The sequence below is a fragment of the Paenibacillus sp. FSL F4-0087 genome, from assembly GCF_038020215.1.
In the GTDB taxonomy this organism is placed as follows: Bacteria; Bacillota; Bacilli; order Paenibacillales; family Paenibacillaceae; genus Paenibacillus; species Paenibacillus taichungensis.
Map to the genome: position 1 here is coordinate 5,578,780 of NZ_JBBODJ010000001.1, position 25,553 is coordinate 5,604,332.

General features: G+C 43.5%; 21 protein-coding genes. 15 read left to right on the forward strand and 6 right to left on the reverse strand.

Features of this window, described 5'->3' with window-relative positions; genetic code table 11:
- Positions 1-70 precede the first annotated feature (70 nt).
- From MHB84_RS25700 to MHB84_RS25710, 3 genes are all read left to right on the forward strand, one after another.
- Positions 71-1,762 carry an extracellular solute-binding protein gene (locus MHB84_RS25700; RefSeq protein WP_143764683.1) on the forward strand — a complete coding sequence of 564 codons (1,692 nt, stop codon included), beginning with the start codon at positions 71-73 and terminating at the stop codon, positions 1,760-1,762.
- Positions 1,763-1,853: 91 nt separating this feature from the next.
- Positions 1,854-3,587 (forward strand): DUF4091 domain-containing protein, encoded by a 1,734-nt coding sequence (locus tag MHB84_RS25705; RefSeq protein ID WP_076289221.1) that lies wholly within the window; start codon positions 1,854-1,856, stop codon positions 3,585-3,587.
- 42 nt (positions 3,588-3,629) lie between these two features.
- Positions 3,630-4,901, forward strand: a complete 1,272-nt coding sequence (locus MHB84_RS25710) for an alpha-L-fucosidase (RefSeq protein WP_076289222.1) — start codon at positions 3,630-3,632, stop codon at positions 4,899-4,901.
- A gap of 94 nt (positions 4,902-4,995) precedes the next feature.
- Here MHB84_RS25710 and MHB84_RS25715 read toward each other — a convergent pair whose 3' ends face one another.
- Both MHB84_RS25715 and MHB84_RS25720 read right to left on the reverse strand, forming a co-directional pair.
- A complete protein-coding gene (locus MHB84_RS25715; RefSeq protein WP_076289223.1) occupies positions 4,996-7,296 on the reverse strand; it encodes an MMPL family transporter in 2,301 nt (766 codons plus the stop codon).
- A gap of 48 nt (positions 7,297-7,344) precedes the next feature.
- On the reverse strand, positions 7,345-7,965 hold the full coding sequence (locus MHB84_RS25720; protein ID WP_076289224.1) for a TetR/AcrR family transcriptional regulator: 621 nt from the start codon (positions 7,963-7,965) through the stop codon (positions 7,345-7,347).
- Positions 7,966-8,350: 385 nt separating this feature from the next.
- Here MHB84_RS25720 and MHB84_RS25725 point away from each other — a divergent pair, with 385 nt between their 5' ends.
- Entirely contained in the window at positions 8,351-8,479 is a 129-nt protein-coding gene (locus MHB84_RS25725) for a DUF6254 family protein (RefSeq protein WP_246318097.1), read from the forward strand.
- A gap of 139 nt (positions 8,480-8,618) precedes the next feature.
- Here the strand turns inward: MHB84_RS25725 and MHB84_RS25730 are convergent, their stop codons facing one another.
- Complete coding sequence (locus MHB84_RS25730) at positions 8,619-9,230, reverse strand: TetR/AcrR family transcriptional regulator (protein WP_076289225.1); 612 nt, start codon at positions 9,228-9,230, stop codon at positions 8,619-8,621.
- Between the two features lie 177 nt (positions 9,231-9,407).
- Between MHB84_RS25730 and MHB84_RS25735 the strand changes: the two genes are divergently transcribed.
- The 5 genes from MHB84_RS25735 (at position 9,408) to MHB84_RS25755 (ending at position 15,566) form a co-directional block, all read left to right on the forward strand.
- Positions 9,408-10,145, forward strand: a complete 738-nt coding sequence (locus MHB84_RS25735) for an SDR family NAD(P)-dependent oxidoreductase (protein ID WP_072733222.1) — start codon at positions 9,408-9,410, stop codon at positions 10,143-10,145.
- Positions 10,146-10,324: 179 nt separating this feature from the next.
- Positions 10,325-12,904 (forward strand): glycosyl hydrolase, encoded by a 2,580-nt coding sequence (locus MHB84_RS25740; protein WP_076289226.1) that lies wholly within the window; start codon positions 10,325-10,327, stop codon positions 12,902-12,904.
- 160 nt (positions 12,905-13,064) lie between these two features.
- Positions 13,065-13,502: a ribonuclease gene (locus MHB84_RS25745; protein WP_076289227.1), complete on the forward strand. Its 438-nt coding sequence runs from the start codon at positions 13,065-13,067 to the stop codon at positions 13,500-13,502.
- Positions 13,503-13,517: 15 nt separating this feature from the next.
- Positions 13,518-13,793, forward strand: coding sequence for a barstar family protein (locus tag MHB84_RS25750; protein WP_076289228.1), 276 nt, complete (start codon positions 13,518-13,520; stop codon positions 13,791-13,793).
- Between the two features lie 558 nt (positions 13,794-14,351).
- On the forward strand, positions 14,352-15,566 hold the full coding sequence (locus MHB84_RS25755; RefSeq protein ID WP_076289229.1) for a GNAT family N-acetyltransferase: 1,215 nt from the start codon (positions 14,352-14,354) through the stop codon (positions 15,564-15,566).
- A gap of 184 nt (positions 15,567-15,750) precedes the next feature.
- Here the strand turns inward: MHB84_RS25755 and dapA are convergent, their stop codons facing one another.
- Positions 15,751-16,647 (reverse strand): 4-hydroxy-tetrahydrodipicolinate synthase, encoded by an 897-nt coding sequence (gene dapA / locus MHB84_RS25760; RefSeq protein WP_076289230.1) that lies wholly within the window; start codon positions 16,645-16,647, stop codon positions 15,751-15,753.
- Positions 16,648-16,758: 111 nt separating this feature from the next.
- On the opposite strand from dapA, the gene MHB84_RS25765 reads away from it, so the two are divergent.
- Both MHB84_RS25765 and MHB84_RS25770 read left to right on the forward strand, forming a co-directional pair.
- Positions 16,759-17,631: a LysR family transcriptional regulator gene (locus MHB84_RS25765; protein WP_076289231.1), complete on the forward strand. Its 873-nt coding sequence runs from the start codon at positions 16,759-16,761 to the stop codon at positions 17,629-17,631.
- A 127-nt stretch (positions 17,632-17,758) separates the two neighbouring features.
- Complete coding sequence (locus tag MHB84_RS25770) at positions 17,759-18,640, forward strand: phosphotransferase family protein (RefSeq protein ID WP_076289232.1); 882 nt, start codon at positions 17,759-17,761, stop codon at positions 18,638-18,640.
- A 17-nt stretch (positions 18,641-18,657) separates the two neighbouring features.
- Here the strand turns inward: MHB84_RS25770 and MHB84_RS25775 are convergent, their stop codons facing one another.
- Positions 18,658-19,314, reverse strand: a complete 657-nt coding sequence (locus MHB84_RS25775) for a serine aminopeptidase domain-containing protein (RefSeq protein ID WP_083678898.1) — start codon at positions 19,312-19,314, stop codon at positions 18,658-18,660.
- Between the two features lie 247 nt (positions 19,315-19,561).
- Here MHB84_RS25775 and MHB84_RS25780 point away from each other — a divergent pair, with 247 nt between their 5' ends.
- From MHB84_RS25780 to MHB84_RS25795, 4 genes are all read left to right on the forward strand, one after another.
- Positions 19,562-19,831, forward strand: a complete 270-nt coding sequence (locus tag MHB84_RS25780; protein WP_076289233.1) for a CD3324 family protein — start codon at positions 19,562-19,564, stop codon at positions 19,829-19,831.
- Between the two features lie 235 nt (positions 19,832-20,066).
- The gene (locus tag MHB84_RS25785) at positions 20,067-21,038 is read left to right on the forward strand and encodes an alpha/beta hydrolase fold domain-containing protein (protein ID WP_076289234.1); all 972 of its coding nucleotides are present in this window, start codon (positions 20,067-20,069) and stop codon (positions 21,036-21,038) included.
- A gap of 330 nt (positions 21,039-21,368) precedes the next feature.
- Positions 21,369-22,676, forward strand: a complete 1,308-nt coding sequence (locus MHB84_RS25790; RefSeq protein WP_076289235.1) for an NtaA/DmoA family FMN-dependent monooxygenase — start codon at positions 21,369-21,371, stop codon at positions 22,674-22,676.
- Positions 22,677-22,708: 32 nt separating this feature from the next.
- Positions 22,709-23,656: an ABC transporter substrate-binding protein gene (locus MHB84_RS25795; protein ID WP_076289236.1), complete on the forward strand. Its 948-nt coding sequence runs from the start codon at positions 22,709-22,711 to the stop codon at positions 23,654-23,656.
- 72 nt (positions 23,657-23,728) lie between these two features.
- Here MHB84_RS25795 and MHB84_RS25800 read toward each other — a convergent pair whose 3' ends face one another.
- Entirely contained in the window at positions 23,729-25,408 is a 1,680-nt protein-coding gene (locus MHB84_RS25800) for a helix-turn-helix domain-containing protein (RefSeq protein WP_076289237.1), read from the reverse strand.
- Positions 25,409-25,553: the final 145 nt, after the last annotated feature.

Here is a 25,553-nt window from a genome sequence, read left to right on the forward strand (position 1 = left end):
GGGGTTGAAGACCAGATAGAATGCTTCTGTAATTGAAATTTATGTTCGATAAATGGGAGGGGTCATAACTATGAAAACATGGAAAAAGTCATTCTCTTGCGTCCTCGGGGCTGCACTCTGTTTATCATTCGTCTTGAGCGCCTGTAGCGGGGATTCGAGCACAACTACGAATACATCTTCTGCTAGTGCACCAGAAGCAAGCGACGTGTTTACGCCCGTTGGAGAATATCCGATTGTCAAAACGCCCATGACGATCAAAATGTTTGCTCCGCAGTACGCCGTCATAGAGAATATGGAAACCAATACATTCACGAAATACCTCCAGGACAAGACGAATATTCATATAAAATGGGATCTCGTACCCGAAAAAGCGCTAAACGACCGCAAACAATTGATGCTGGCAAGCGGTGATTATCCTGAAGTCATTTTGCATGGGAGCTTAACCAAAGAAGAGCAGATGAAGTATGGCAAAGAGGGTGTGTTTATTCCACTGAACGACTTGATTGATAAATATGCGCCTAACTTCAAAAAAGCAATGGCTGAACTGCCGTACCTTGAAAGTTCTATCACTTCACCGGACGGCAACATTTATGCACTTCCGCAAGTGAACGAGTGCTATCACTGCAACTATGCACAGAAGCTATGGATCAATCAGTCTTGGCTGGATAAGCTTGGGTTGAAAATGCCGTCAACAACGGACGAGTTTTATGAAGTGCTAAAAGCTTTTAAAGAAAATGATCCGAACGGTAATGGGATAAAAGACGAAATCCCGCTTACCGGCGCTGACGACATGTGGGCAGGGAACGTCGCTTCCTTTTTGATGAATTCGTTCATCATCGACGATCAGGTGGACAAAGACAACGGGACTTTTCTCCAGGTAAAGGACGGCAAAGTGGATTTCGTTGCCAATAAGGAAGAATGGAAGCAGGGGTTATTGTACCTGAAAAAGCTCTATACGGAAGGCCTGATCGATCCAGCATCATTCACACAAAACTCCGATGCCATCCAGCAGTTGGGCAACCGTCAAGACGCAAATGTGATTGGCAGCATTACAACTGCTTTAATCAGTTACGCCCACAGCCCAGATGACAAACACCCACGTCATAAAGAGTATGTCACTGTGCCTCCCCTCAAAGGACCGAACGGTGTGCAGCAAGCAGGATACTTTGCGGGAGTAAGTGTGTCGCAGATGGCTATTACGAACAAAGCGACCGATGAACAGAAAATCGCCGCAATCCGTTTGGCCGACTACTTATATACAGAAGAAGCCATTGTGAATCAAGAGCGCGGTCCGAAAGGCGAAGGATGGCGCAAAGCGGAGGAAGGCGAGCTGGGTATGGACGGCAAACCGGCAACTTATGCAATTATTTCTGATGGTGAAACCATAATTACGTATAACGATCGCTGGGATCAGCTTGGACCGTCGCTCCGCACATACCAGTATCGTGACTCATGGGCAGCTCTGCAGGATCCGCTTGCTGAAGGCGCGTACGAGGTTCGTCTGAAGCGTGAATCAGCCAAATATGAGCCGTTCCAATCGAAGGAGAATTATCCGTCCAGCGTATTCATAGCATTGGAAGACACTCAGGTTGCGGCTCAACTGAAAACATCAATCCGAGATTACGTCAAGTCGAACATGGCTCAGTTCATTACGGGCAGCAAGGACATCGAGAAAGAATGGGATTCTTATGTAAAAGGTCTGGATGGTCTGCAGCTTGGTCAGTATATAGAAATTTACCAGAAGGCAATTGATACGAAATAATTCGAAATTTTCCCTAAATAATTCTACCTTCAAGTCTGAACTGGAGGAGGACCTGAAGGATTTCAGATTAGACTCGGAGGTGCAGATTGGAATGAACTGTGGTTTGCAAAACATGTTCTATAAGTATATGTGGTCGTCCAATTGGTGGAATCAGGGACGTGAAGACACGCAGGTGAAACACTTGGAACTTCGCTGCTGTAAAAATGACAGCGCCGCCTTTCAGGCATTGGTCAGCTCAGATCAAGAGGATATGCTCGTTACGATTAACCGGGATGCATTGTTATGGAAGGGCGGGCCGATCAAAATCGTGCGCTGCGAGGTGGAAACGGATGCTCCCTGCAAGATCGATCTTCAGCTTATCGGGTTGATAGAGGACGATAATCGCGTTATGACTTCAGATGTTCTGCTGGATGAACCCTATCAATGGCTTAGGAAGCGTCAGATTCAACCTTTGTGGGTGGAGCTTCATGCCGATGATTCCGTTGTAAGCGGTCAATATGAAGGCAAGCTGAAATTCTACACGCATACGATGTTCGAGGATGAGGTTTTGGAGAAAGAACTGACGTTTCGTTTAACGATCAGTGAACAAGTGCTGCCAGAGCCTCAAAATTATACGTTCGTTTTGGACTTGTGGCAGCATAACTGTAATATTGCAAGAAAATATGATGTTTCCTATTGGTCCGATGAACATTTCTTGCTTCTTGATTCGTATCTTCACAGCTTGTCTCAGCTCGGACAAAAGGCGTTGACGCTTGTTGTTTCAGAGGAGCCATGGAGCGGACAACGATCATTTATCGATGCTGAGCCATCCGACTTGAATGAATATAGTATCGTTCAAATCGTGAGACGGAGCGACGGTCGATTTGACTATGATTTTACGAACTTGGATCGGTATGTTGAGATAGGAGAGAAGCACGGAATATGCAAAGAAATAGAAGTATTCGGCTTGATCAATATTTGGAAGCATGAGGATGAAGGGTTCGGGGGAGTTGTGGATGATTATCCCGATGCCATTCGCGTCCGCTATTATGATGAAGAAACCGGGAGCTATATGTTTATCCGAAATAAATCAGATCTTAGTGCTTATATTGTGGCATTAGAGCAGCACTTTATCTCGAAAAAGTGGATGGACCGCGTTCGCGTTGTTGCGGATGAACCGGCTGATATCAGCTTATTTGAGGAAAGTTTAGCATGCTTACGCGAGATGGCGCCATCATTCCGCTATAAAGCAGCAATCAATCATACCGAGTTTATTCGTAAACATATCGAAGGAATCGTTGATTATGTGCCTGTCCTTGACTGTGCTGCAGAGGAATTTGAACAGCTAGAGCAATTAAGAAAGGACGTGAAGGGGACATTTACGTTTTACGTTTGCTGCTCGCCAGATAAACCCAATACGTTCCTCAGTTCGCCGTCGATTGAGTCTCGGGTGATCCCTTGGCTCGCAGAAAAGCTGAAATTGGATGGCTTTCTACGGTGGAATTATACCGTGTGGCCCGACAAGCCACTGGAGAGGCTTTCCTATCGTCCTATGATATGGAAGGCTGGGGATACGAATTTCGTTTACCCGGGAAAAAGGGGCAAACCGCTGCTTTCACTGCGTTATAAGTGGCTGCAGCGAGGCATCCGCGATTACGAATATATGCAGATAGCAAAGCAGAATGGACAGGAAGAGCAGGTTGAAAAGATTCTCCAGCGAGTATTTCGATTCGATCATCCGAGAGACCTTGCACCCTCCTCTGGCAAAACGGCCATGCAGTTATACAGTTTTAATATCGAGGACTACGATCGATTATATGAGATTGAGAACGGACAAACAGAATGAACAGCGGTATTTTAAACAATGGGATGAGAAAGGTGTGATCATATGAGTCTTGTTCAAAAATTAACGCCATCAGCCAAACAACTTGCTTTTCAAAAATGGGAGTTTGGATTGTTTCTTCATTTCGGACTTCGCACTTTTTATGAAGGATATGTCGATTTCGATGAAAGGCAGATGGATCCGGCTGCTTTCAATCCTGTTGACTTAGACTGTGAGCAGTGGATCCGGTCGGCCAAAGAAGCCGGAATGAACTATGCTGTGTTAACTGCGAAGCACCATGACGGCTTTTCCAATTGGCCTTCCGACTATAGTCGATTTAGTGTGGCGGCTTCTCAGTGGAAGTATGGGCAAGGGGATGTCGTACGCGAATTTGTTGATGCTTGCCGCAAATATGATATGAAACCCGGCTTGTACTATTCACCGTATGATGGTTCAGCTGATTATTACACCCAAGATGCGAAGGCCTACGACGATTATTTCGTCAATCAAATCACAGAGTTGCTCACGCAATATGGTGACATCGATATTCTATGGTTTGACGGTTGTGGCTCTGAGGGACATTCATATGATTGGGAACGTATTATTGATGAAATTCGCCGCTTGCAGCCTCATATTTTAATTTTTAATATGGGTGACCCCGACTTTCGGTGGGTTGGGAACGAGGATGGTATTGCACCTATTCCATGCTGGAATGAAGTGGACTCAACGGAGTTTTCAATTTTGACAGAAAAGAAAGAGCAATTGGTTGAACACCTATGGCTGCCAGCGGAATGTGACGTCCAAATTAGGGGAGATTGGTTTTATAGCGATAGCAATGAACTTACCCTGAAAAGTACGGAAGAACTTATGGGCATTTATTATCATTCCGTTGGCCGTGGTGCAAACTTGCTCCTGAATATTGGACCGGATCGCAACGGTCTGCTTCCACAGAAAGACGTAGAGAGACTGTTGGAATTCGGATCGGAAATTCGCCGTTTCGAACATCCATTTGCAACAATCGAGCAATGCAGAAGAATTGAAAAATCGTGGGTTTACGAGACAGAGGTGCCCCAGTTGCTCGACCACGTTATCATCCAAGAGGATCTTACAGCTGGTGAAAATATACGAAGCTTCAAGATTGTCATCATTACTCAAAAGTCAAGACGACCTGTGACCATTTATGAAGGGCAGCATATAGGTCATAAGGCGATTATTCGTATCCCGGCGATCAAAATCCGCGGTGTTATTGTTGAAATCACCGAAAGTGACCAAGAGGCAGCACTTCAGGAACTAACCTTCCATCATGTTGGGAGCGGGACTCCAAGTCCATTAAGCTAAAGCAATATGACAAAAAATAAGAAACAGCAGCCGGACGTGGTCGCTGTTTCTTATTTTCCATCCAAATGAATTCAAATCAAAATATTATGCTGTATCAAGACTTGTGATGTTCGTTATCTTTTGCATTGAGTGAAGCAATCAGTTTCTCGCCTTCGACATCAAGGTTGGGCAGAATACGGTCGAGCCATTTCGGAAGCGCCCACGCTTTATTACCGAAAATAGCCATGATGGCTGGGACCAATCCCATTCGAATAATGAAAGCATCGATCAAGATTCCTACAGCTAATGTAAAACCAATTTGTTTGATCATGACATCATCCGTGAAAATAAACCCTGCAAAAACAGAAACCATAATTACAGCGGCTCCTACTACGACACGACTCACCTGTTTGTAACCGTGAACGACGGATTCAGTCCCACGATGACCATGAACATACGATTCCCGCATGGAGCTGACAAGGAAAACCTGATAATCCATTGCGAGTCCATAAAGGATACCCGTGACAATAATCGGCATAAAACTTAGCAGCGGACCACCTGTATCGAAGCCGAAGAGAGAGTGGAGCCAGCCCCACTGAAACACAGCTGTCGTGATCCCGAACGTAGCAAGAATACTAAGAAGAAAGCCGATGGTTGCTTTGATTGGTACGATAATTGAACGGAATACCAAGAGTAGAATGATAAGGGACAACAGAATAATAATTCCTACATATATAGGGAATACCTCTGCCAGCTTAGTCGACATATCAATATTTACGGCAGTGAATCCGGTAACTCCAAGTTTAACGTCATACGTCTGTGCAATACCCGACTCAGAAGAACGTAAATCATTTACCAGATTTTTGGTTGTTTTATCGTTAGGGCCAGTTTCAGGAATCAGACTAAAAATAGCCATATCCTCAGTCATGCCTAAAGGTGACACCTGAGCAACATTCTTTTGACTTTGAAGTTCTTTCACAAGATTGCCTAAGAGTTCTGGAGAGACCGGCGTTGAAGAATCCTTGGGCTCAGCGACCAGAATAAGTGGTCCGTTAAAGCCTTCTCCAAATCCTTCGGATATTGCATCATAACTTTGTCTTGCAGCCGTGTCCAGATTCGCTGAGGAAGCTCCAGGAATGCCCATCTCCATTTTCGTAATCGGAATTGCTGCGACACCAAGAAGTACGATGATGGTGACAATTGTGGCCCAACGATATTTGATAACGAATTTAACCCATTTGTCAGCTACGCCACGATCACCCGCTTTGTTAGACTGAGCGCTTTTCTCACGAGCTTTAGGCGAACAGATACGCTCACCCACCAACCCGAGCAGCGCTGGTAAAAGGGTTAAGGCAACAAATACGTTGATGAGTACGGTTGCAGCAGCTACCAATGCCATCGTTGATAAAAACGTAAGACCGATTACTAGCATACCGCATAGAGCTACGATAACCGTCAAACCTGCAAAAAATACAGCACTGCCCGATGTACCAATAGCTCTGGCAGCAGCTTCTTGTGCACTCAGACGTTGATCGATAATCATTCGGCGTTGACGATTTACAATGAATAGAGCGTAATCGATTCCAACTGCTAGTCCAACCATAAGAGCCAAAACCGAAGTGACACTAGGCATTTCAATGAATTTCGAAATGGAGAATGCTCCGCCCACTCCGATGCCGACACCAAGAAGTGCAGTTACAAGAGGCAGTCCTGCCGCTACAACGGATCCAAGTGTGGCCAGCAAAACAATCGCGGCAATAACAAGTCCAACGATTTCAGCGGATCCTACACCGATGGATACGGTTTTAAGTGTTTCGCCTGGGAGGACCGTAATATGGGTTCCTTTCTCAACAGTCATGACGGAATCTATAACAGAGTCAAAAACATCCTGCGTGATAGCAGACTGCTCAATGGTAAACTGGAATTGGAATAAAGCAATTCTGCCGTCGGGAGAGAGAAGGACACCAGGCACTGGAACACCATCCACCATCAGAGGACCATAGGAGGGAGCAGCCACTGTTGCAGACTGATCGGTACTGGCAGCCTGAGCCATCTCAGCAGTTGCGCCGCTGGCTTCAGCAGCATAATCAGCTGGGTTAATGACATCTTTTATCCCGTAAACATCATTAACACCCTTTGTGATCGCTGCCAATCGTTCTGGCGTATCTAGACGCTCGTTTGGAGGTGCTTCAAACACAACACTTCCTTGACCGCCTGAGGCCGCAGGTAATTCTTTAGCTAACTGGTCCAGAACTTTTTGAGATTCTGTGCCTTCAATCTTCATTTCGGAACTGATATGCACACCATTCACACTGATCATCGAGACGACAATTCCTAAAATTAAAATCCATCCGAGTATAAAGTACCCCGGTTTGCGAAAAGCGGTTTTCCCCACTCTATATAATAATGTAGACATATCTTTATTTTTACACTCCCTCTATGGTGAATATGGATTGCTACAGTATTAGAATCCTTTGCGCAAATGACCAAACATGTTTTCTAAAAACTCATCGAACAATACAGCCCCTGTTCTTTGGGGGTCACTTATGTTTTGTCCTGGTAACAGCACATTAAGTCTTCCGTCAATTAATGGAAGAATGGTTCCGTAGACTGCGTTTATAAGTAGATAAGTATATACCTCGTCATTTTTCCCGTTTGATAAGTCTAATAATGTCTCTTGAGCAGTCGTCTGCATTTGATGTACTACTCCAAGGAAATGCGGTTCGAGAACAGGATATTTTTGGGAAAGCAACAGAAGTTCACGCAACCTTCCAATAAGATCTGTTGTAAGTTGCATCTGGATAAGTTGATACAGAACGTCAAGTAAGGAGGCATCTGATGGAATTCTGGTGAGCAATTGTTCAAACTCACTAGTGTTATTAACTGAAGTAGCTCCCATGGCTACTGCTTCTTCCTTGCAAGTGAAATAGTTTGCGAAAGTTCTTCTGGAATAACCGGCTTTTTGCACGATATCATCGACAACAAAACCGTCCAACCCATGTTCAAGTGCTAGTTCAAATGCTGTAGTCGCTAGCGCTTTTTCAGTGGCTTCTTTTTTTAGATGTCGCAGGGTTTGCTTGGCCATCAGATGCGTACACCTCCACATGCATGCTTCTGGAGAAAATAACTCTCTCGATAGTAGATTGTTTTCATTTGGTATTCACTCAACTCCTTAGCATTTACTCGAAATTATCATAACTTTAATTTGCCCATTGTGCAAATTTACTCAAGAGGCAAATTTATTGATAGGGTTGATTGAGAAATTAACCACCTAATAAATTCCATAAGAAAAAGAGAAAAAAGACAAAGAACGGAGGATAAGATTCCCCGTCTTTGTCTCTAAATGAAATTAAACTAATCTGTTGGTATAAATAACAATAAATCATTTGCTGATCTTGAATGAAAATAATCCATAAATGACATCATAAAGAAGTAGTATAACTCTAATTTTCCAGAGGAGGAGATCTTTTATGGCTCGCCAGAAGAAAAGGCAGGAAGCTGCTTGGAAGTCACGAAAGGAAGAACAGCATCCTCATGGCAAAATCAAATCGCTTAAACAATTATCAAGCGAATATGATGAGAAACATACTACGATTTAAATGAATGACTGCCTGTGAATTTTGCGGGCAGTCGTCACCACAACTGCCGCAAATATTAACCTGTAAAGTCGCTAATTTAGCGGCTATTTTTGTGTTATTTTTTCCAGATCCCCTGAAATTTAAAAGTTCATCGGTATAATCATTCCAAATTGTCCCCCACATAATGAAAAGAATGAATATGTGTTTTGGATAGTTCGATCACGTTCTTGATAAACATATCACGTGATTCGCGAAAATTGCTTAATATCCAATTGTTCAATATTCCAAAAAAGCCGTAAGCCGTATAGTACTTAAAATACTCCATGTTAACAGGGGAATCGTTGATCGTCTCGAAGATAAACTGCTCCTCATAGATTTTCAGGATTGTCTGAGGAAAACCTGTATGTAGTCCTGGTAAGGTGTCATCATATCGAATCAATTCGAAGAAGTCTCGATTTTCATAGATATAATCGATGATTTGAAAGGATTCAAAATTAAGCTTGTTGGTGTAGACCTTTTGACCATGCGAATATGGCTTGCCTACGGCGAGTCTCAGACCTTCGAGCTTCGTATTCAACAATTCTTCGGCGAGCACGAATTTATCTTGGTAGTGTAAGTAAAAAGTACTGCGATTATAACCTGCCTGATCAACGATGTCTTTGACAGAGATGGCATGATAACCTTTTTTCTTAATGAGCTGGATCAGAGCGCTTTTAAGATGTTCTTCTGTTCGATTGCGCTGTTGAGATTTCAAAATTTGTTCATCATTCATACATAAAAACTCCTATAAAAATAGACATTGTTTCACCAAGTGTCTATGTAGTAGACATATCATCATATCTTAATGATTGGATTGTTACAATTTTAAGCATACAATTATATTTGTAAACGTCATATAGCACTTATGCGAATAGGTGCTATTCAAAATAGTATACTGGAGGATTTAATCATGGGCAAACTTCAAGACAAAGTGGCAGTTATTACGGGAGGGGCATCCGGAATCGGCGCAGCGACAGCACGCTTATTCGTTTCAGAAGGAGCCAAAGTGGTTTTGGTGGACCTGAATGAAGAAAAAGGTCAGGCGTTTGAGCAAGAACTGAAAGCGCTTAAAGCTGATGCTCTGTTTTTTAAAGCAAACATCACGAGTGAACAAGAGGTTGCTGAGATTTTCAAAAAAACCGTAGAGGTTTTCGGTAAAGTGGATATCGTATTTAACAATGCAGGAATCGGGCGTGTTCATCCTTCGCATGAGCTTGAATATGCTGAATGGCGCAATACGGTGAATGTAGATCTGGATGGCGTATTCTTGGTCGCACGTGAAGCGATCCGAGAAATGCTCAAAATTGGCGGTGGGACTATCGTCAACACGGCTTCCATGTACGGATGGGTTGGTTCACCTGGTTCTGCAGCCTACAATGCAGCAAAAGGTGGCGTTGTGAATCTGACTCGTTCGCTCGCGCTGGAGTATGCTGAGAAAAATATTCGGGTGAACGCACTTTGCCCAGGATTCATCGATACACCGATTATTCCAGAAGAGAGCAAACAGGCTCTTTCTTCGGCAACACCAATGAAGCGGCTCGGTCAAGCGGATGAAATGGCCAAAGCCGTACTGTTCCTAGCTAGCGACGATTCATCCTATATGACAGGAAATAGCCTGATCGTTGATGGAGGATACACCGCCCAATAAGAGGATTAAATTTTCAGAAAATGAATGGATGAACATATTGAAAGCCGCAGATTGCGGCTTTTTTCCGTCCAGATATTTGCAAAAATTGATACATATGCTATGTTTACAATGAAAGCGCCATCATGAGTAAACAGAGGGATCATTCTTTATCATATTTTAAAATGGGAAGGAAGATGATGATGAAGATTTTGCTCAAAAAGACAGGCGTATTAATGCTGGCATTAACTCTGCTTCTTGGATTGATGACAGTACCCGTTCACGCAGATTCACCACTTTTCACGATCGAAAGCGAAAACGCTTTACTTTCCTCCGATCTTCAAGTGACGACAGAAATTTACGGACAACCCAAGCCTGGATTTTCTGGAAGTGGATTTGTCTGGATGCAAAATTCCGGCACGATAACCTTCACTGTAACTGTCCCCGAAACAGGCATGTATGCAATTTCCACTCGATACATGCAGGAGCTAAGTGCTGACGGCCGACTTCAATATCTATCCGTTAATGGTGTTACCAAGGGCTCATATATGCTGCCATACACAACAACATGGTCTGATTTCAATTTTGGTTATCAGAAGCTGAATCAGGGAAGCAACACGATTCAATTGAAGGCTGGTTGGGGCTTCGCTTATTTCGACACCTTCACTGTGGACTATGCCAATCTTGATCCCCTGGATGTTCAGCCTGTCCTTACTGATTCTCAAGCCACACCGGAAACACAACTTCTGATGAATTATTTAACGGAGGTTTATGGCAATCATATTATCTCAGGTCAACAGGAGATATACGGTGGTGGAAACGATGGCGATACGGAGTTGGAGTTTGATTGGATTCATAATTTAACCGGAAAGTATCCGGCTATCCGTGGATTTGATTTTATGAACTATAATCCGCTCTACGGATGGGAAGACGGTACAACCGATCGTATGATCGATTGGGTGAATAACCGGGAAGGAATTGCGACAGCTTCCTGGCATATCAATGTGCCCCGAAATTTCACGACCTACCAGCTTGGGGATCAGGTGGATTGGAAAGAGGCTACTTACAAACCAACAGAAACCAATTTTAATACAGCCAACGCCGTAATTCCTGGTACGAAGGAATATCAATACGTAATGAGTACGATTGATGATCTGGCGGAACAACTGCTGATTCTGCAAGATAACAATGTGCCCATTCTTTTCCGTCCTTATCATGAGGCGGAGGGCAATGGTGGGTTGAATGGGGAAGGCGCCTGGTTCTGGTGGGCTTCCGCAGGTGCAGATGTGTACAAACAACTGTGGGATATGCTCTACACTGAACTTACAGAAACATACGGTTTGCACAACTTGATTTGGACTTACAATAGTTACGTGTATAACACTTCTCCTGCATGGTACCCTGGTGACGATCAGGTAGATATTGTCGGTTATGATAAATACAATACAATCTACAACCGGAATGACGGTTTGTCCGGCGTACCAAATGAGGATGCCATTACCTCGATCTTTTATCAACTGGTTGATCTAACGGACGGCAAGAAAATGGTGGCCATGACGGAGAACGATACCGTCCCAAGTGTACAGAATCTGACAGAGGAAAAATCGGGATGGCTCTACTTCTGCCCGTGGTATGGAGAGCATCTCATGAGTTCAGCCTTTAATTATCCGGCAACTCTGAAAACGCTTTATCAAAGTGATTATGTCATTACGCTGGATGAACTGCCTAATTTGAAGGTTAACAATCCAACATCAAACGCGTCTCTCACACCTACAACCGTTGAGTTTGACAAACACACGCCCAATCCAAGCGACAAGGCCATTACCGTGAACTTTAACGGTAATAGGTTAACCGGTCTACGGATAGGTACCTCTGCATTGACTGCAAATCAGGATTACACGTTAAGCGGAAGTACGTTGCTGCTGAAAAAAGAATTTTTGGCCGGACTGTCAGTTGGCGAACATTCCATCGTTTTTGATTTTAATCAAGGGCAAGATCCTGTATTAAAAGTTAAAATTGTTGATTCAACACCTAGCACAAGTGCTGTAATTTCGCCCGTGAATACAGCTTTTGATAAAGCAGCGAATCTAGCGCAGGATGTTTCCTTGACCCTTACCTTAAACGGAAAACAGCTTACAAGCATAACGAATGGAAATTATACACTTGTATCGGGTCAGGATTATACGGCATCAAGCGCTGCCATCGTTCTGCGCAAATCTTACCTTTCCACGCTGCCGCTAAGCCAAAATACGATAACGTTTCATTTTAACGGAGGAGATAACGCTGTTCTTACAATCAACGTGGTGGACAGCAGTGTTACTGCACCCTCTGGGGCTTTGACAATCCAAGCTTTTAACGGTAATACAAGTGCGTCCACCAACGGAATCTCACCTAAATTCAAAGTGGTCAATACCGGTAATTCGGCGATTCAATTAAGTGATGTAAAGGTCCGGTATTACTATACAATTGACGGTGAAGAAGCGCAGAGTTTCTGGTCTGACTGGGCCAGTATCGGGAGTGCAAATGTAACCAGCAAATTCGTTAAATTGGCATCGCCGGTTGCGGGAGCGGATTATGTTTTGGAAGTTGGTTTTACGAATTCTGCCGGAACGCTTAATGCCGGACAAAGCGCTGAAATTCAAGCACGGTTCTCCAAAAATAACTGGTCCAATTACAACCAGGCTAACGATTACTCGTTTAAGGCGTCCAGTACGCAGTTCGCAAACCATGAACAGGTTACCGGGTATATCAATGGTCAACTGGCGTGGGGGATTGAGCCGTAAGAATGCAATCATAATAAAGGTTGGAGCGGGGATATCCCTGTTCCAGCCTTTTTCTGTTGGGATGGATGATTGCCGCGAGAAACGAATATAAAGAGGAGTATACGAAAGGAACATGTTATGATAGGGATGATGCTAATTTTTCAGAAGGAGATCAAAATCAATGGTTGTAAAAAAATGGTTAGGTGTTTTACTTTTTATTCTGGTGACCATCCTGTTTACAGGCTGCTCACTCGAAACGGTTTCATTAAATGGCTCATCTCAAGAGAATGCAGCTCTAACGCAATTTGATGAAGTAGCCAAGTATATTTCGGAGCATAATGAACTTCCGGAAAATTATATAACCAAGAAAGAAGCTAGAGAATTAGGATGGGAGCCTAGTAAAGGTAATTTGGAAAAAGTGGCTCCAGGCAAAAGCATCGGCGGGGACGTTTTTCAAAATCGAGAAGGGCTGTTGCCCAAGAAAAAGGGAAGAACTTGGTACGAAGCAGATATTAACTATTCGGGAGGAACGCGGGGGAGTGATCGGATTTTATACTCCAATGATGGATTAATCTATAAAACAACGGATCATTACCGTACGTTTGAGCAAATCGAATAGGGAAAAGGTGATCATATGAATACAGTAGTCATCAATGGAAAGGACATTCATGGAAAAGAAGGATTACATGACGTCCTTCAATCCAGTCTTGGATTAGGTCAAACCTATGGGCGGAATTTGGACGCGTTATGGGATTGCCTGACTGGATTTCTCCCTATGCCACTTACCATTCAGTGGATTGATTTCGATGCAAGCCGAAAGTCTCTTGGAGAGTATGCAGATCAATTGCTGGACCTGATGCATGAAGCGGAAGAAGAAATGGAAGGATTTACACTGGAGTTAATTAAATAATTTCCTTCTGCAGGGCAAGAAGATGGACCCATCAATAGTCGCTATTTTAGCGGCTTTTTGTTTTATCGAATGAGGCTGAAGTGATACAAGAATATGAAATCAATAGATGAGTTGGATGCAATTCATTTCAATTCATTCAATTCAGGGAAAAACCTATATAGAATATTGGAGCGAGCCGCTTTCGGCTGGCTTTTTTTACTGCGCCTCGTACCTGTTTTGTTCAATTGAAGTTAAAGGATAAATAAAAGAGGGAAGCGAAAGTCCCGTCATTTAACGATTGGAGTACTCAAGATTTTAGATGAAATAGCTATAAGCTGTGACCGCTCCGTCTCGCTAAGACCTGCTAATAATGCCTCAATCTGGCGCTCAATCTCAACACCGACCACTAACGATCAGATCGGCTTCGAAAATTGTTTTGGATTCAAATTGGTTCTGTTGCTGGCCCGACAGCCGCTATCCCTTCCGTCGCACTTCGATCTGCTAACCTAGATCAGCGCCAGCATGATTCTGAAGCAATTGGTAAATAATATAATTTAAAACCAAGGGAGAATAACTGGCATGCATCGTAAGCAAAATTTAAAAATGAAAAAAGTAGATTTGTCACATTTAGAACAATATAGTCAGCTGTTACGCTATGTATTTCAGGTTACTCATAATGATCTTCACAAACATGGCTGGAAAGAAAGCGAAATTCTCCATGAAAAATCACCTGTCTTACAACAAGCAGATGTACTTGGATGGTTCGATGGAGAAAAACTGATTTCTCAGGTATCCATATATCCATTTGAGGTTCGGATTTTTAACCAAACTTATGCTATGGGTGGCGTTACTGGTGTGGGAACTTTCCCTGAATATTCGGGTCAAGGTTTAATGAATAAACTCCTGCTGCAAGCTCTCACCAATATGCGTGAACAGAAACAATCCATTTCTTACTTGTATCCTTACTCCATACCGTATTATCGCCGTAAAGGATGGGAGATTATATCTGATAAAATCGTGTTTGAGGTTCAAGACTTCCAATTACCCAAAAACAAACCTGTTCCTGGCGATGTGGCACGTGTAGAACCCGACAGCGAAGATGTGAAGGTGGCTTATGAACGCTTTTCGATGCAAACCCATGGAGCGATGCTGCGGAAAGAACTGGCGTGGAGTGAGTATTGGCGGTGGGATTCAGATGATTTAACTGCAGCTGTCTATTATGGAGAAGACGGTCAACCGGATGGATATATTTTATATTGGATTGAAGAAGAAGTGTTCCACGTCAAAGATATGATCTTCATTCATGAAGAGGCACGAAGTGGGCTGTGGAATTTCATTAGTGCGCATTTTTCAATGATATCTAAAGTGGTAGGCAATATTCATACCGATGAACAGCTTGCCTTTTTGCTGGAAGATGCTGATATTAAGGAAACCATTTCGCCTTACTTTATGGCACGGATCGTGGACATTGAGCAATTTATCTCGAAATATCCGTTCAAACCCGCAGCGATGGATAGAGAGTGGACCTTTACTTTGCAAGATCCGTTGCTTTCATGGAATCAAGGCACATTTACTCTACAAATTGAACCGAATGGAAGCGGAAGAGTAATTCGGAGTCAAAATCGACGTAGTGAAGACAGCATAAGTATCCAAACCATGACGACCATGTTGTTAGGTTATAAGCGTCCTGAGTATCTGCATAAGATTGGCCGGATTAAATGTGATCCAGAAACGCTTGATTTGTTAGAAGATGCTATTGAGCAGCAGGCACCTTACTTTTCGGATTACTTTTAATATTCAAAGTTGTGCTCAGCATTCCTTGATGAATGGTGAATTAGCAATATCTAGTTCTTCGTCTGAAGATCTGTGTTTAAAGTTAAAACAACCAGTATTGATGTATCAATACTGGTTGTTTTTTATTTCCATTCCATGATGTTTCATTAAATCAGACTGGATGTACTCATAAATTGTAGCAAGTTTAAGAAGGTACGACCATCTCTGCGAGTGTATCCGCCAACCTTTGTTTTGCTTTTTCCGATGCGGCAGTCAGCGGCAGACGCAGTTTTGCAGAGGCAATCAGCTGTTGCTGAGCAAGCCACCATTTGATCGAGGCTGGAGCAGGCTCTGCAAACACGTCACTAATCAGTGGCTGCAGCTGCTTAAAGCTGTCTCTTGACGCATTCACGTCACCAGATACAAAGCGTTGATACACGTCCACATACCGTTGGGTATGAATATTAGCAGATGCTACCATCCCGCCTGCAGCACCTTGACATAGCATCGCATGGAAATATGCATCCTCGCCGCAAAGTACAGGCTTCGTCTCATGTTGGGTTAGCGCCAGCAGCAGATCCAAACCGCCAGTGCTGTCCTTCAGGCCAATAACCCCGTCCAGATCCATGACTTTTCTCATCGTATCCAAGGTCATGCGACTACCGGTTCGAGCCGGAATCTCATAAACTAGGATTGGCAATCCTGTCCGGGACGCGTTGGAGAAATGCTCTAGAATTCCTTCTTGCGTCGGTCTGTTGTAATAAGGAGTGACCACCAGAGCAGCATCTGCTCCCAATTCAGCGGCCATTTCGGTCCGATGAACCGTCGAATAGGTATCATTGGTTCCTGTTCCCACAACGAGGGGGATGGTTTTGTTCAGACTGATCAAAATCTCTTTCGTTACTTCCACCATCTGCTTTACTTCATCCCAGGAAACAGTCGGAGATTCTCCGGTCGTGCCGTTTACGACCAATCCCTGAATGTCGTGTTTGGCAAGATGGGTAACATATTTGCGATACGATTCAATGTCGAGTTTGTTATCATCCGAAAAAGGGGCAATTACCGGTATATAAATTCCTTGAACATGTTGTTCATTCATCATTATCAACTACCTCTTCCCGTTATATTGAAACTAATGTAACATAGGAATCAGCATCACAGTTACCTATAACAAATGATAGTTGTCATCAATATTTTCGATGAGGTGAGCAAGTTGGATTTAATCTATCTTCAGACGTTCAGAGAGGTCGCAATTCGTGAGAGCTTCACCCGAGCCGCAGAGGTGCTGGGTTATGCACAATCCAGTGTTACTACGCAAATTCAGAAGCTGGAAAAAGCATACCAAGTCAAACTGTTTGAACGCTATAGCAATAACAAGATTCGTCTGACTTCTGCCGGGGAAGAGCTGTTCAAGCTTGCCGGACAGATGTTGGAATTGTTTGAGCAGTCCAAGGAAAAAATGGCGAAGCAGGGTGGTGGCTCCTTAACGATCGGTACGATGGATTCTATCGCTTCTTACTTTTTACCTCCATATATGCAAGCCACCCGTAAGGAATACCCGGATCTGAACATACGACTGCATACGAACCGTGAGGGGTTAATTTTGCATCAGGTCAGGGAAGGTGAAGCCGATATCGGACTTATTCTCGCAGATGATTCGAGCGATCCGGCTTTGCAGTGGATTACCATTCGCCAAGAACCGCTTTTGCTGATCGTCCATCCACAGCATCCGCTGATCGCCAAAACGCAGATTGAATTGAAGGATCTAAAGGATATGGAATGGATCATGCCTGAAGATACCTGCAATTACAGGCAGCTGCTTGAAAGAGTCCTTCGCGCGAATTCAATCCCTTATCGGATCGGTCTGGAACTTGGCAATCCGGAAGCGATCAAAAGAAGCATTAAGTCAGGGGAGGGCATTTCGATTTTGCCGCAAATGGCTGTAATGGAAGAAATCGAGCGGGGAGAGTTGAAAGCCTTACCCCTTGAACATGCAGAGCTCCAACTCGAAATACAGCTCGTCCTTCATCCGAAGAAGTGGGTATCCAACGCACTGCATGATTTTATGGAAAGCTTGAAAAAGTAAAAAGTTGCAGTTATCTCATTAGCCAAATACAGGATAAATATGTTAATATAAGATCCCATAAAATCAGCGAGCCACATCAAACGGGCTCGCTGATTTATATTTGAACGCCCAATAAAGGAGGTGCCATATGAGTTCCATTCTAAACGTTATAGAAAAGCTGAAGTTGAATGTCTTGAATATTGAAGATGTTCCGGAATCATATAGTTCTGATGTATTTAAACTTACTCTTGTTAGTGGAGAAGATGTATATGTGAAGATTCCATTTAACAAGGATAAGCTGTTTCGCGAATTTCAGGTGCTTGAAATATTGAAGGACGTCATACCTGTTCCTAAGGTATTGGACATTTGGTGTGGGGATGAAAGTAATACTGGAGCATTACTTCTCTCTGCAATTCAAGGGGTTCCTTGTACAGAAAATATGGATGAGAAGCTATCTTTTCAAATGGGTGTGTATCATGCGATGCTCCATGAGGTAAAAACACAAGGATACGGTTACCATTCAACCGACGGATTTAAATTTCTTGACCAAAATAATTGGCGACTACATATCAAAAACAATTTCGAAAAGTGGAAAGAGCCCTGCAAAGAGCTCCTCGAACCAGCATTGTATGAACGATGTATTCTTCATTTTGATGGCGTGTTCTCTGCTTTACCAGATCCTGACGGACCCTGTTTTGTACATATGGATTTTCGACCTGGCAATATATTGGTGAATGGTAACAGGGTTACTGGCATTATTGATTTTGAGAGTGCCCGGGGTGGCTCCTCTGAAATAGACTTTACTAAAATCAATAGATATATTTGGGAAGTAAACCCGAGAACGAAGTCCCCGTATTTCGAAGGTTACCAAACCATTCGGAACATGTTAAATCTCGAAATTGTATTGCCGTTCTATAATTTCTATGATGCTTTCGGGGCCGTTGTTTGGTGTAAAAACAGAGGAGTTGAAAGAAATCAATCGTTCCTTCAGGAAAGTATAGAAGTATTGAAGAAATCAGTCAGTTACTGATTACTATTGGCTTTTTCCTAAACTGAATGAATCCATTCGGAAATGTCATTGATCACGTTCTTATCTACATGTTGCGCAACTTTGTACTCTTTTTTCATTTTTAATATTTCTCCATAAACAGCTGGCATAAATAAATGATTTAGGTGGGGATAAAGTTTAAACGTAACGTTAGGCCTTTCTCCCAATAAGTCTTTGTAAACCTTAAAATCTTTTTCTACGGATACATGAAAATCTTGATCTCCTTGCAAAATGAGTACGGGTTTATCTAATACGTTAAGGTAATTAATGGATGGATGTTCTCCCATCTCTTTGAAGTAGAAGGCTCTAGAATATTTCCCCAAAACCACATTTGATTTCGCTTCTTCATCACTTAATGTATAAATTTTATCAAACTTAGTTGATAGTGTTGCTATTTGTTTTTTCGCAATCATTTTCAAAAACATATTTAATGAGTCTAAAACATCGTTGTTTTGATCCATCAAAATCTCTTCTAACTTCCGTGGGGACCCACCCATAATGATGATACCAGCAAAATGGCCGCCTTCTGCATCAATTCGTGGAGCTAACATCCCGCCTAAACTATGACCTATAATGAATATTTGGTTGGTATCAATACGTGGATCTTTGCGCAATAAATCTGCTGCGAGGATAGCATCTTCAATCGTTTCTTCCATAGGAGCGACTAACTATTATTCATGAGATGGTCCGAAGTAATTAGAAATATGCTATACTGGCAACGTAAAAGGGAGGTGCTTTACTGATGGAGAATCTGTTAAGATTGTCTGTGACTTGCTTCACTTGTGCAAAGCCAGTATTGGAGAAGCGTTACTTTGCATGGGGCTAAATCTTTTCTAACGCTAAATAAGCTTTTCTAATATTTTGGCTTTGCACCTTATTTTCAAAAATAAGGAGTGAAGCAAAGTGAAATATACAAACGCTAAGAAAATATTACCCGAAAAGTTAATTATAATGATTCAAGAGTATGTCCAGGGAGAAACGATTTACATTCCGAAACAGGAAAAGGAATATAATCATTGGGGAAGTTTGAGTGGTGGAAGGCAATGGTTAGATCACCGAAATGCCACTATTAGACAATCTTTTAAGAATAATAGCAGTGTTGAGCAGCTTGCTAAGGACTACTTTCTCTCTATCGAAACCATTAAGAAAATTGTTTATTCCAAAAATAAGTAGTACACGCACTGATGAAGAAATTCATCAGTGTTTTTTTATGTCAAAAACGATTCTAACTTATTGTTTTCATTTAATTAGCTTATTGCGCTCTTTACAATAGGATTAGGCAGAAGAGGAGTCGAGACGGTGAGAGAAAGTGTAACTTTTGATTTGAATTCGAATCGGGAATACTGGACCATTGGAGAGAAAGCAGCACTTCATTGAACATGATTAAGAAAGCGAGGAAACGGTAAATATGAATGAACCAACAAGCAGAAGCAAACATCTGATCGATCAGGAGATAATAAGTGCGATTGATTTAATACCAACCACCGATCTTTCCGCTGCCACACTATTGGAAGCACGGAAAAGTCAAACAAACATGATGCAGCAAATCGATGTAACGCAGCTGTTTCCAGTCACATTCGAAGAAAGGGTAGTGCCAAGTTATTTTGGCGGTCCTGATATTCGTATAGAAATTATTAAACCCCGCCAACCAAAGTATAGTAAGATGCCGTTATATTATTCGATTCACGGTGGGGGAATGGTTATGGGCAGTCCGGTCGGTGAACGTCAAGGCAATGCGGCACTGGCTGTGCAACATGGTTTTTGCTGTGTATCGGTTTACTATCGGCTAGCGCCAGAACATATTCAGCCAAGTCAATTACAGGATTGTTATTCCGGCTTGAAATGGTGTATCGAACATGCCGAGGAATTAGGGATAGATACTAAGAAAGTTGCACTTGCTGGTAGCAGTGCTGGTGGTGGATTAGCGGCGGGGTTAGCTCTGTACATTCGCGACCAGAAGGAATTCGACATCCATCATCTAAGATTGCGCAGCCCAATGCTTGATGACCGTACAAGTATTTTGCCAGACCATCCTTATGCCGGCGAGTTTGTTTGGACCAAAAAAAGCAATTATTTCGGCTGGAAATCAGTCTTAGGTCAGGAACCCGGACAAGAGGAAACAAATGAGTATTACGTGCCAGCGCGTGCCAAATCTCTTACCGGTTTACCACCCACTTATATGAGCATAGGCAGCGTTGATTTGTTTATAGACGAAACCTTATTATTTGCCAAACAACTTGCCTTTGACGGTGTATTGATCGAATTGCAAGTACTTCCTGGATATCATCATTTGGCTCCAATGATTCCGACTGCACATTTTTCTCAAATAGGTGCCACCTCTAGTGAGTATGCCTTGTTGAAAGCTCTGGAGTTACTTTGACTATGAGTCTAATTTAGAAGTGGCATCGGTGCAGAGACAGCAGTGTGTCAAACAGTACAGATGACACAAGTTATAGTGTTAAAAGATCAAAGTCGCATCGATGCGGCTTTTTTTGTTTTGTCGTGAGGCAAGGACCTAACCTTTAGCTGTCCAACCATAGTTTAGATAATTGTGCATATCAGATTTGTAACTTGTGTATTTAAATTTGCTTGAATCCTTGCTAAACTTTATTTTGATAATGAGAATCATTATTACTTAGAGCGGCTCGATTTTGAGCGGGAGGGCTTTCTAGGAGCAAACAATGATAAGAACTAAGAAAGGTTGGTAGAAATGACTTCAAACAGACAACTATGTATTGGATTGTCCTTGAATGCAACATGGAATAAAGGTGACGGTTGGCGGCACCCGGATAGCGGAGTGGAGCAGACAGGAACCATTGACTATTATATTCATTGGGCAAAAATGGCGGAGAACGCTAAGCTCGATTTTCTTTTCAGAGCTGATTATCTGTATATTAGCCCGCAGATGTTAGGCGATTCTTCTAATTTCGGTAGCCCAGATCCTACTTTGTTTTTTGCAGCAATAGCTCGTGAAACCAATCGGATCGGACTCGTTACGACCATTTCTACCACGTTTAATCCGCCTTATGTTGTTGCCCGGCAGCTTCAGTCCTTGAACTGGCTAAGTAATGGGCGTGCCGGCTGGAATATTGTCACTTCTATTGAAGGCGCCGATAACTTCGGAAATTCGCCAATGCCATCACCGGAAGAACGGTATGCGAAGGCAATCGAATTTACGGATGTGGTATGCAAGCTTTGGGATAGTTTTCCGAATGAGGCTATTGTTATTGACCGTGAGTCAGGCATGTTTTCTGATAAGGAAAAAGTGACTGCTATCCATCATTCCGGTGAATTTTTCAATGTAAAAGGGCCACTTACTTTACCTTCTCATCCATCGGGAACCATTCCTCTGTTTCAAGCCGGTGCTTCGGATATTGGCCGAAATTTTGCCTCATCCGTAGCGGATGCTATTTTTGCGGCGATGCCGGATCTTGAGTCGGGCGTGGAATTGCGAAGTGATTTGAGAAAACGAGCTGTAGAACATGGGCGCGATCCAAGCACGATTAAAGTTTTGCCGGGTTTATATTTTTTCCTGGCTGATACGCACGAAGAAGCGCTTGAATTACATAAGGCTGCTCATGCCCATTTAAGTCTTGAGCGCAGACATGCCTCTCTGCAATCGTTGATGGGGCTTGATTTAAGCGGTTTCCCCTTGGATCAACACGTAACCGAGGATATGCTACCTGATCCTGATCAGGCTGTTCGCAGCCGCACACATGCCGAACTGTTGCGCCGATATATTACCAAATACCAGCCTACAGTGAAAGATATTCTGAATCGGCCGGAGGTTGTCGGATCTGCTCACTGGGTATCTGTGGGAACAGCCGAGGCCGTAATGAATGATATTATTGAGCGGGTTGAGGCTGGTGCTATTGATGGATTCATTGCCCTGCCAGGCGGTTCAGAAAAATCGATGGAAATATTTTTTGATAAGCTGATTCCGAAGTTGGTTGAAAGAGGACTGTTCAGAAGTGAATATACCGGGGAAACATTGCGCGATCATTTAGGGAATTCATAAAACATTGTATACACAGTAATTGGGGAGGACATATGAAAAGACTAACTGGATTGATTTTAACTGTAATTTTACTTGCAGGGGGGATACTGGCTGGGTGCTCCGAAACGCCCGGTGCAGTTACTCCTGAGGCCAGCAAGATCGACGGTGAAGCATGGCCAAGAACCATTGCGGATGCCAGCGATAATGGGGTGGTGCTTGAGAAACAACCAGAGCGTATAGCGGTGCTGCATCCATTATATTTAGATTACTTTTTTGCTCTGAATACGCCTCCAATCGCATCAATAAGCGCGGTGGAGGCGATGGAGAAGTTTGCTACTTTACAGCCTTACGCCGGGTCTGCTGATATTATTGATTTGGGTAGCGACTCAGCGAATTTGGAAAAGATTATTGAGGCCCGGCCTGATGTGATTGTAACCTTTAAGGGGTCTGTGGATACCATTTATGATGAGTTGAACAAGATTGCTCCTGTCATTTTGATCGACTACACCGATACCTGGGAAAAAACAACGATGCTTCTCGCTGAAGTTGTTGGAAAAGAAAAGCATGCAGAACAATTGATTAAGGAAACCCAAGAAATGATAACAAAAACGAAAGATCAGCTAGGTACTCTTGAGGATAAGACCTTTGCCTTGTTGCGGGTTGATGGAAAAGCCAATTTTAATGCTCAAGGATCTAAAAATACAATGTATTACAATCAAACTGCAGGCTTTGGATTGTTGGCACCGAAGGGATATCCTGAGGGTGGCGAGGCGCTTACGCTGGAGGGGCTATACGACATGAATCCCGATTATATTATTATCCAGCATGATATTGACGTTGCAAAGGCAGCCGTGAAGGAAAAGGAATCTTCGAAGGTATGGAACTCACTGGAGGCCGTAAAAAACAACCATGTTCTTATATTTGATAACTCTCTCAATAGTGCGAGTGTCCTGGCTGTCCGTTTGGCATCAGAGTATTTTCTGAAATTGGCTGAACAATAAAATTTATACAAAAATCCGATTGCTGATACTGAACGCAATCGGATTTTTGTATGTCAGGAGCAAAAGCATAATTTAAACCTGCACCACAGCATGCTGTTTCTTAGCCAAGATAGAAGGCAGAACAGTCAGCAGCCTTTCGCGAGTTATAGGATCGTCATAGTTCCAGCTGGCCTCCACCACATGGACTTTGCTGGGTGCCAAGTTTAAAACTAAGGTTAACAGCGGGCTCGGAGCGTTTAATTGCATCTCCTCTTTGGGTACCAGTACAAAGTTACGGCCGGCGGTGTAATGTCTGATTTCGTTGTGCCTGATTTGTATCCAGGGCTTTTTATCTTCAATCAGACGATGGACTGGCAGGGAGGGACGGAAGCCGAGGGCTTCATACAAAGTAGCCGCAAATCCGGTTTTCCCCATAACATAAACGTTCGTACCAAGCAGCAGATAGACGGTTGCATACTCACCTGCGGCATACTGGTCTTCCAGCTGTCGCCGTATTTGCCTCATACGGTTCTCGTATCGATTAATCCATTGCTCGGCTGCTTTGTCACGGTCAAAAAGGCTGGCAATGTAACGAAGACGCTCATAGGTGCTGTTTGTTTCATAATATACAATCGTTGGTGCAATGGCGTCCAACTCGGGGAGCTGCTGCTCGCAATAATTGCCTAGCAGCATAAGATCCGGCTTCAGCGGTGAGACTTGCTCCGGTGCCGCTCGCAGCCCAATATCAGAAATGTTCTGTAGCCTGTTTCTGAATATGACTTGTGATTTCATAGTCGCAATTCCTGCTCCGACGGGGCAAATGCCGAGGGCAAGCAATTCACCGAGGGTATTTGTACCAGTTGCCACTACACGCGTCGTCACTTCCGGAAGACGAATCTGCCTACCAAGCGAGTCGGTTACCGTTCGCCTTCTGGAACGCAGCTGGGTATTGGCATACTCGCGTGGAGGAGAGCCAGTCAGTTGCTGAAAGCGACGGCTGAAATAATATTCATCCTTAAAGCCGACTTGACGGGATATTTCGCGCAAGGGCTCAGTGGAACTGATCAGCATCCGCTTGGCGTGTTTGACCCGCAGTTCTGTAATATAATCGGTCGGCTTCTTGCCAGCGATAGCCTTGAACAGTTTGCTATATTTCCAGCGGACCATTCCGGCCATTTCGGCCAACTGCTCCACAGTCAAATCTTCGTTGTAGTGCTGCTCTATGTAGCTTAGCGTACGTTGTACTGCTTTTTCATTGTGGACTGGGGAAGAGGAGGTTTGCTCCAATTGGGCCATCATGCCGAGCACCAGTTGCAATCTTGCCTGTAGAATAGCCAACAGTGGAGGGGGGACAGGGCTGCTTTGCACAGGTTGGAACGATGCCAAGTCCTCGTTCCCTAATACGCTTTTTAATGTGGAAAAAGGCAGACTATAAGGATAGCTTGGTATGAGGGGTGGGCTTGCGACATGACGCAGGACCAGTCCTTCCACTTCAAAAGCCTGAAAAGTAAACCGAATCACCCTCGGTTGCTCACAGGTCCCTTCCAGGCAGAAGGTTTGCTGCGGCAGTAGCAGTATACAACTGCCTTGCCGCAAATCTTGGGCGATATTGTTGATATGCAGGCGAACGCCCCGATCCAGTGCGATGAGCAGCGTGCAGCAATCGGCACCGATGTTCTCCGCTGGTATACTTGGGCTGTTGGATTCCGACAGCCGGGCAAGCTGAAGCAGTTCATACTGCTGCAGTTGAATGTAAAGGGAAGCCATTCGCATTCGAGAGCCCTCCCATCTAAATGATAATAATTCTCAACTTCAATAGTGTATCATATTTTTTTGCTTCACAGACCGTTAATTATGAAACAGGTACCAAAACAAGGTGCCGATCTTTGCATAAAAAATCCCCCACAGGCGCAGAGCC

Excerpts from the sequence above, each read along its gene's own strand:
- MHB84_RS25775 (WP_083678898.1), bottom strand. The coding sequence starts at position 19,314 with ATGGAAGAAACGATTGAAGATGCTATCCTCGCAGCAGATTTATTGCGC.
- MHB84_RS25710 (WP_076289222.1), top strand. The coding sequence starts at position 3,630 with ATGAGTCTTGTTCAAAAATTAACGCCATCAGCCAAACAACTTGCTTTT.
- dapA (WP_076289230.1), bottom strand. The coding sequence starts at position 16,647 with ATGATGAATGAACAACATGTTCAAGGAATTTATATACCGGTAATTGCC.
- MHB84_RS25740 (WP_076289226.1), top strand. The coding sequence starts at position 10,325 with ATGAAGATTTTGCTCAAAAAGACAGGCGTATTAATGCTGGCATTAACT.
- MHB84_RS25755 (WP_076289229.1), top strand. The coding sequence starts at position 14,352 with ATGCATCGTAAGCAAAATTTAAAAATGAAAAAAGTAGATTTGTCACAT.
- MHB84_RS25795 (WP_076289236.1), top strand. The coding sequence starts at position 22,709 with ATGAAAAGACTAACTGGATTGATTTTAACTGTAATTTTACTTGCAGGG.
- MHB84_RS25720 (WP_076289224.1), bottom strand. The coding sequence starts at position 7,965 with ATGGCCAAGCAAACCCTGCGACATCTAAAAAAAGAAGCCACTGAAAAA.
- MHB84_RS25705 (WP_076289221.1), top strand. The coding sequence starts at position 1,854 with ATGAACTGTGGTTTGCAAAACATGTTCTATAAGTATATGTGGTCGTCC.
- MHB84_RS25770 (WP_076289232.1), top strand. The coding sequence starts at position 17,759 with ATGAGTTCCATTCTAAACGTTATAGAAAAGCTGAAGTTGAATGTCTTG.
- MHB84_RS25730 (WP_076289225.1), bottom strand. The coding sequence starts at position 9,230 with ATGAATGATGAACAAATTTTGAAATCTCAACAGCGCAATCGAACAGAA.
- MHB84_RS25800 (WP_076289237.1), bottom strand. The coding sequence starts at position 25,408 with ATGCGAATGGCTTCCCTTTACATTCAACTGCAGCAGTATGAACTGCTT.
- MHB84_RS25785 (WP_076289234.1), top strand. The coding sequence starts at position 20,067 with ATGAATGAACCAACAAGCAGAAGCAAACATCTGATCGATCAGGAGATA.
- MHB84_RS25735 (WP_072733222.1), top strand. The coding sequence starts at position 9,408 with ATGGGCAAACTTCAAGACAAAGTGGCAGTTATTACGGGAGGGGCATCC.
- MHB84_RS25745 (WP_076289227.1), top strand. The coding sequence starts at position 13,065 with ATGGTTGTAAAAAAATGGTTAGGTGTTTTACTTTTTATTCTGGTGACC.
- MHB84_RS25725 (WP_246318097.1), top strand. The coding sequence starts at position 8,351 with ATGGCTCGCCAGAAGAAAAGGCAGGAAGCTGCTTGGAAGTCACGAAAG.
- MHB84_RS25750 (WP_076289228.1), top strand. The coding sequence starts at position 13,518 with ATGAATACAGTAGTCATCAATGGAAAGGACATTCATGGAAAAGAAGGA.
- MHB84_RS25715 (WP_076289223.1), bottom strand. The coding sequence starts at position 7,296 with ATGTCTACATTATTATATAGAGTGGGGAAAACCGCTTTTCGCAAACCG.
- MHB84_RS25790 (WP_076289235.1), top strand. The coding sequence starts at position 21,369 with ATGACTTCAAACAGACAACTATGTATTGGATTGTCCTTGAATGCAACA.
- MHB84_RS25700 (WP_143764683.1), top strand. The coding sequence starts at position 71 with ATGAAAACATGGAAAAAGTCATTCTCTTGCGTCCTCGGGGCTGCACTC.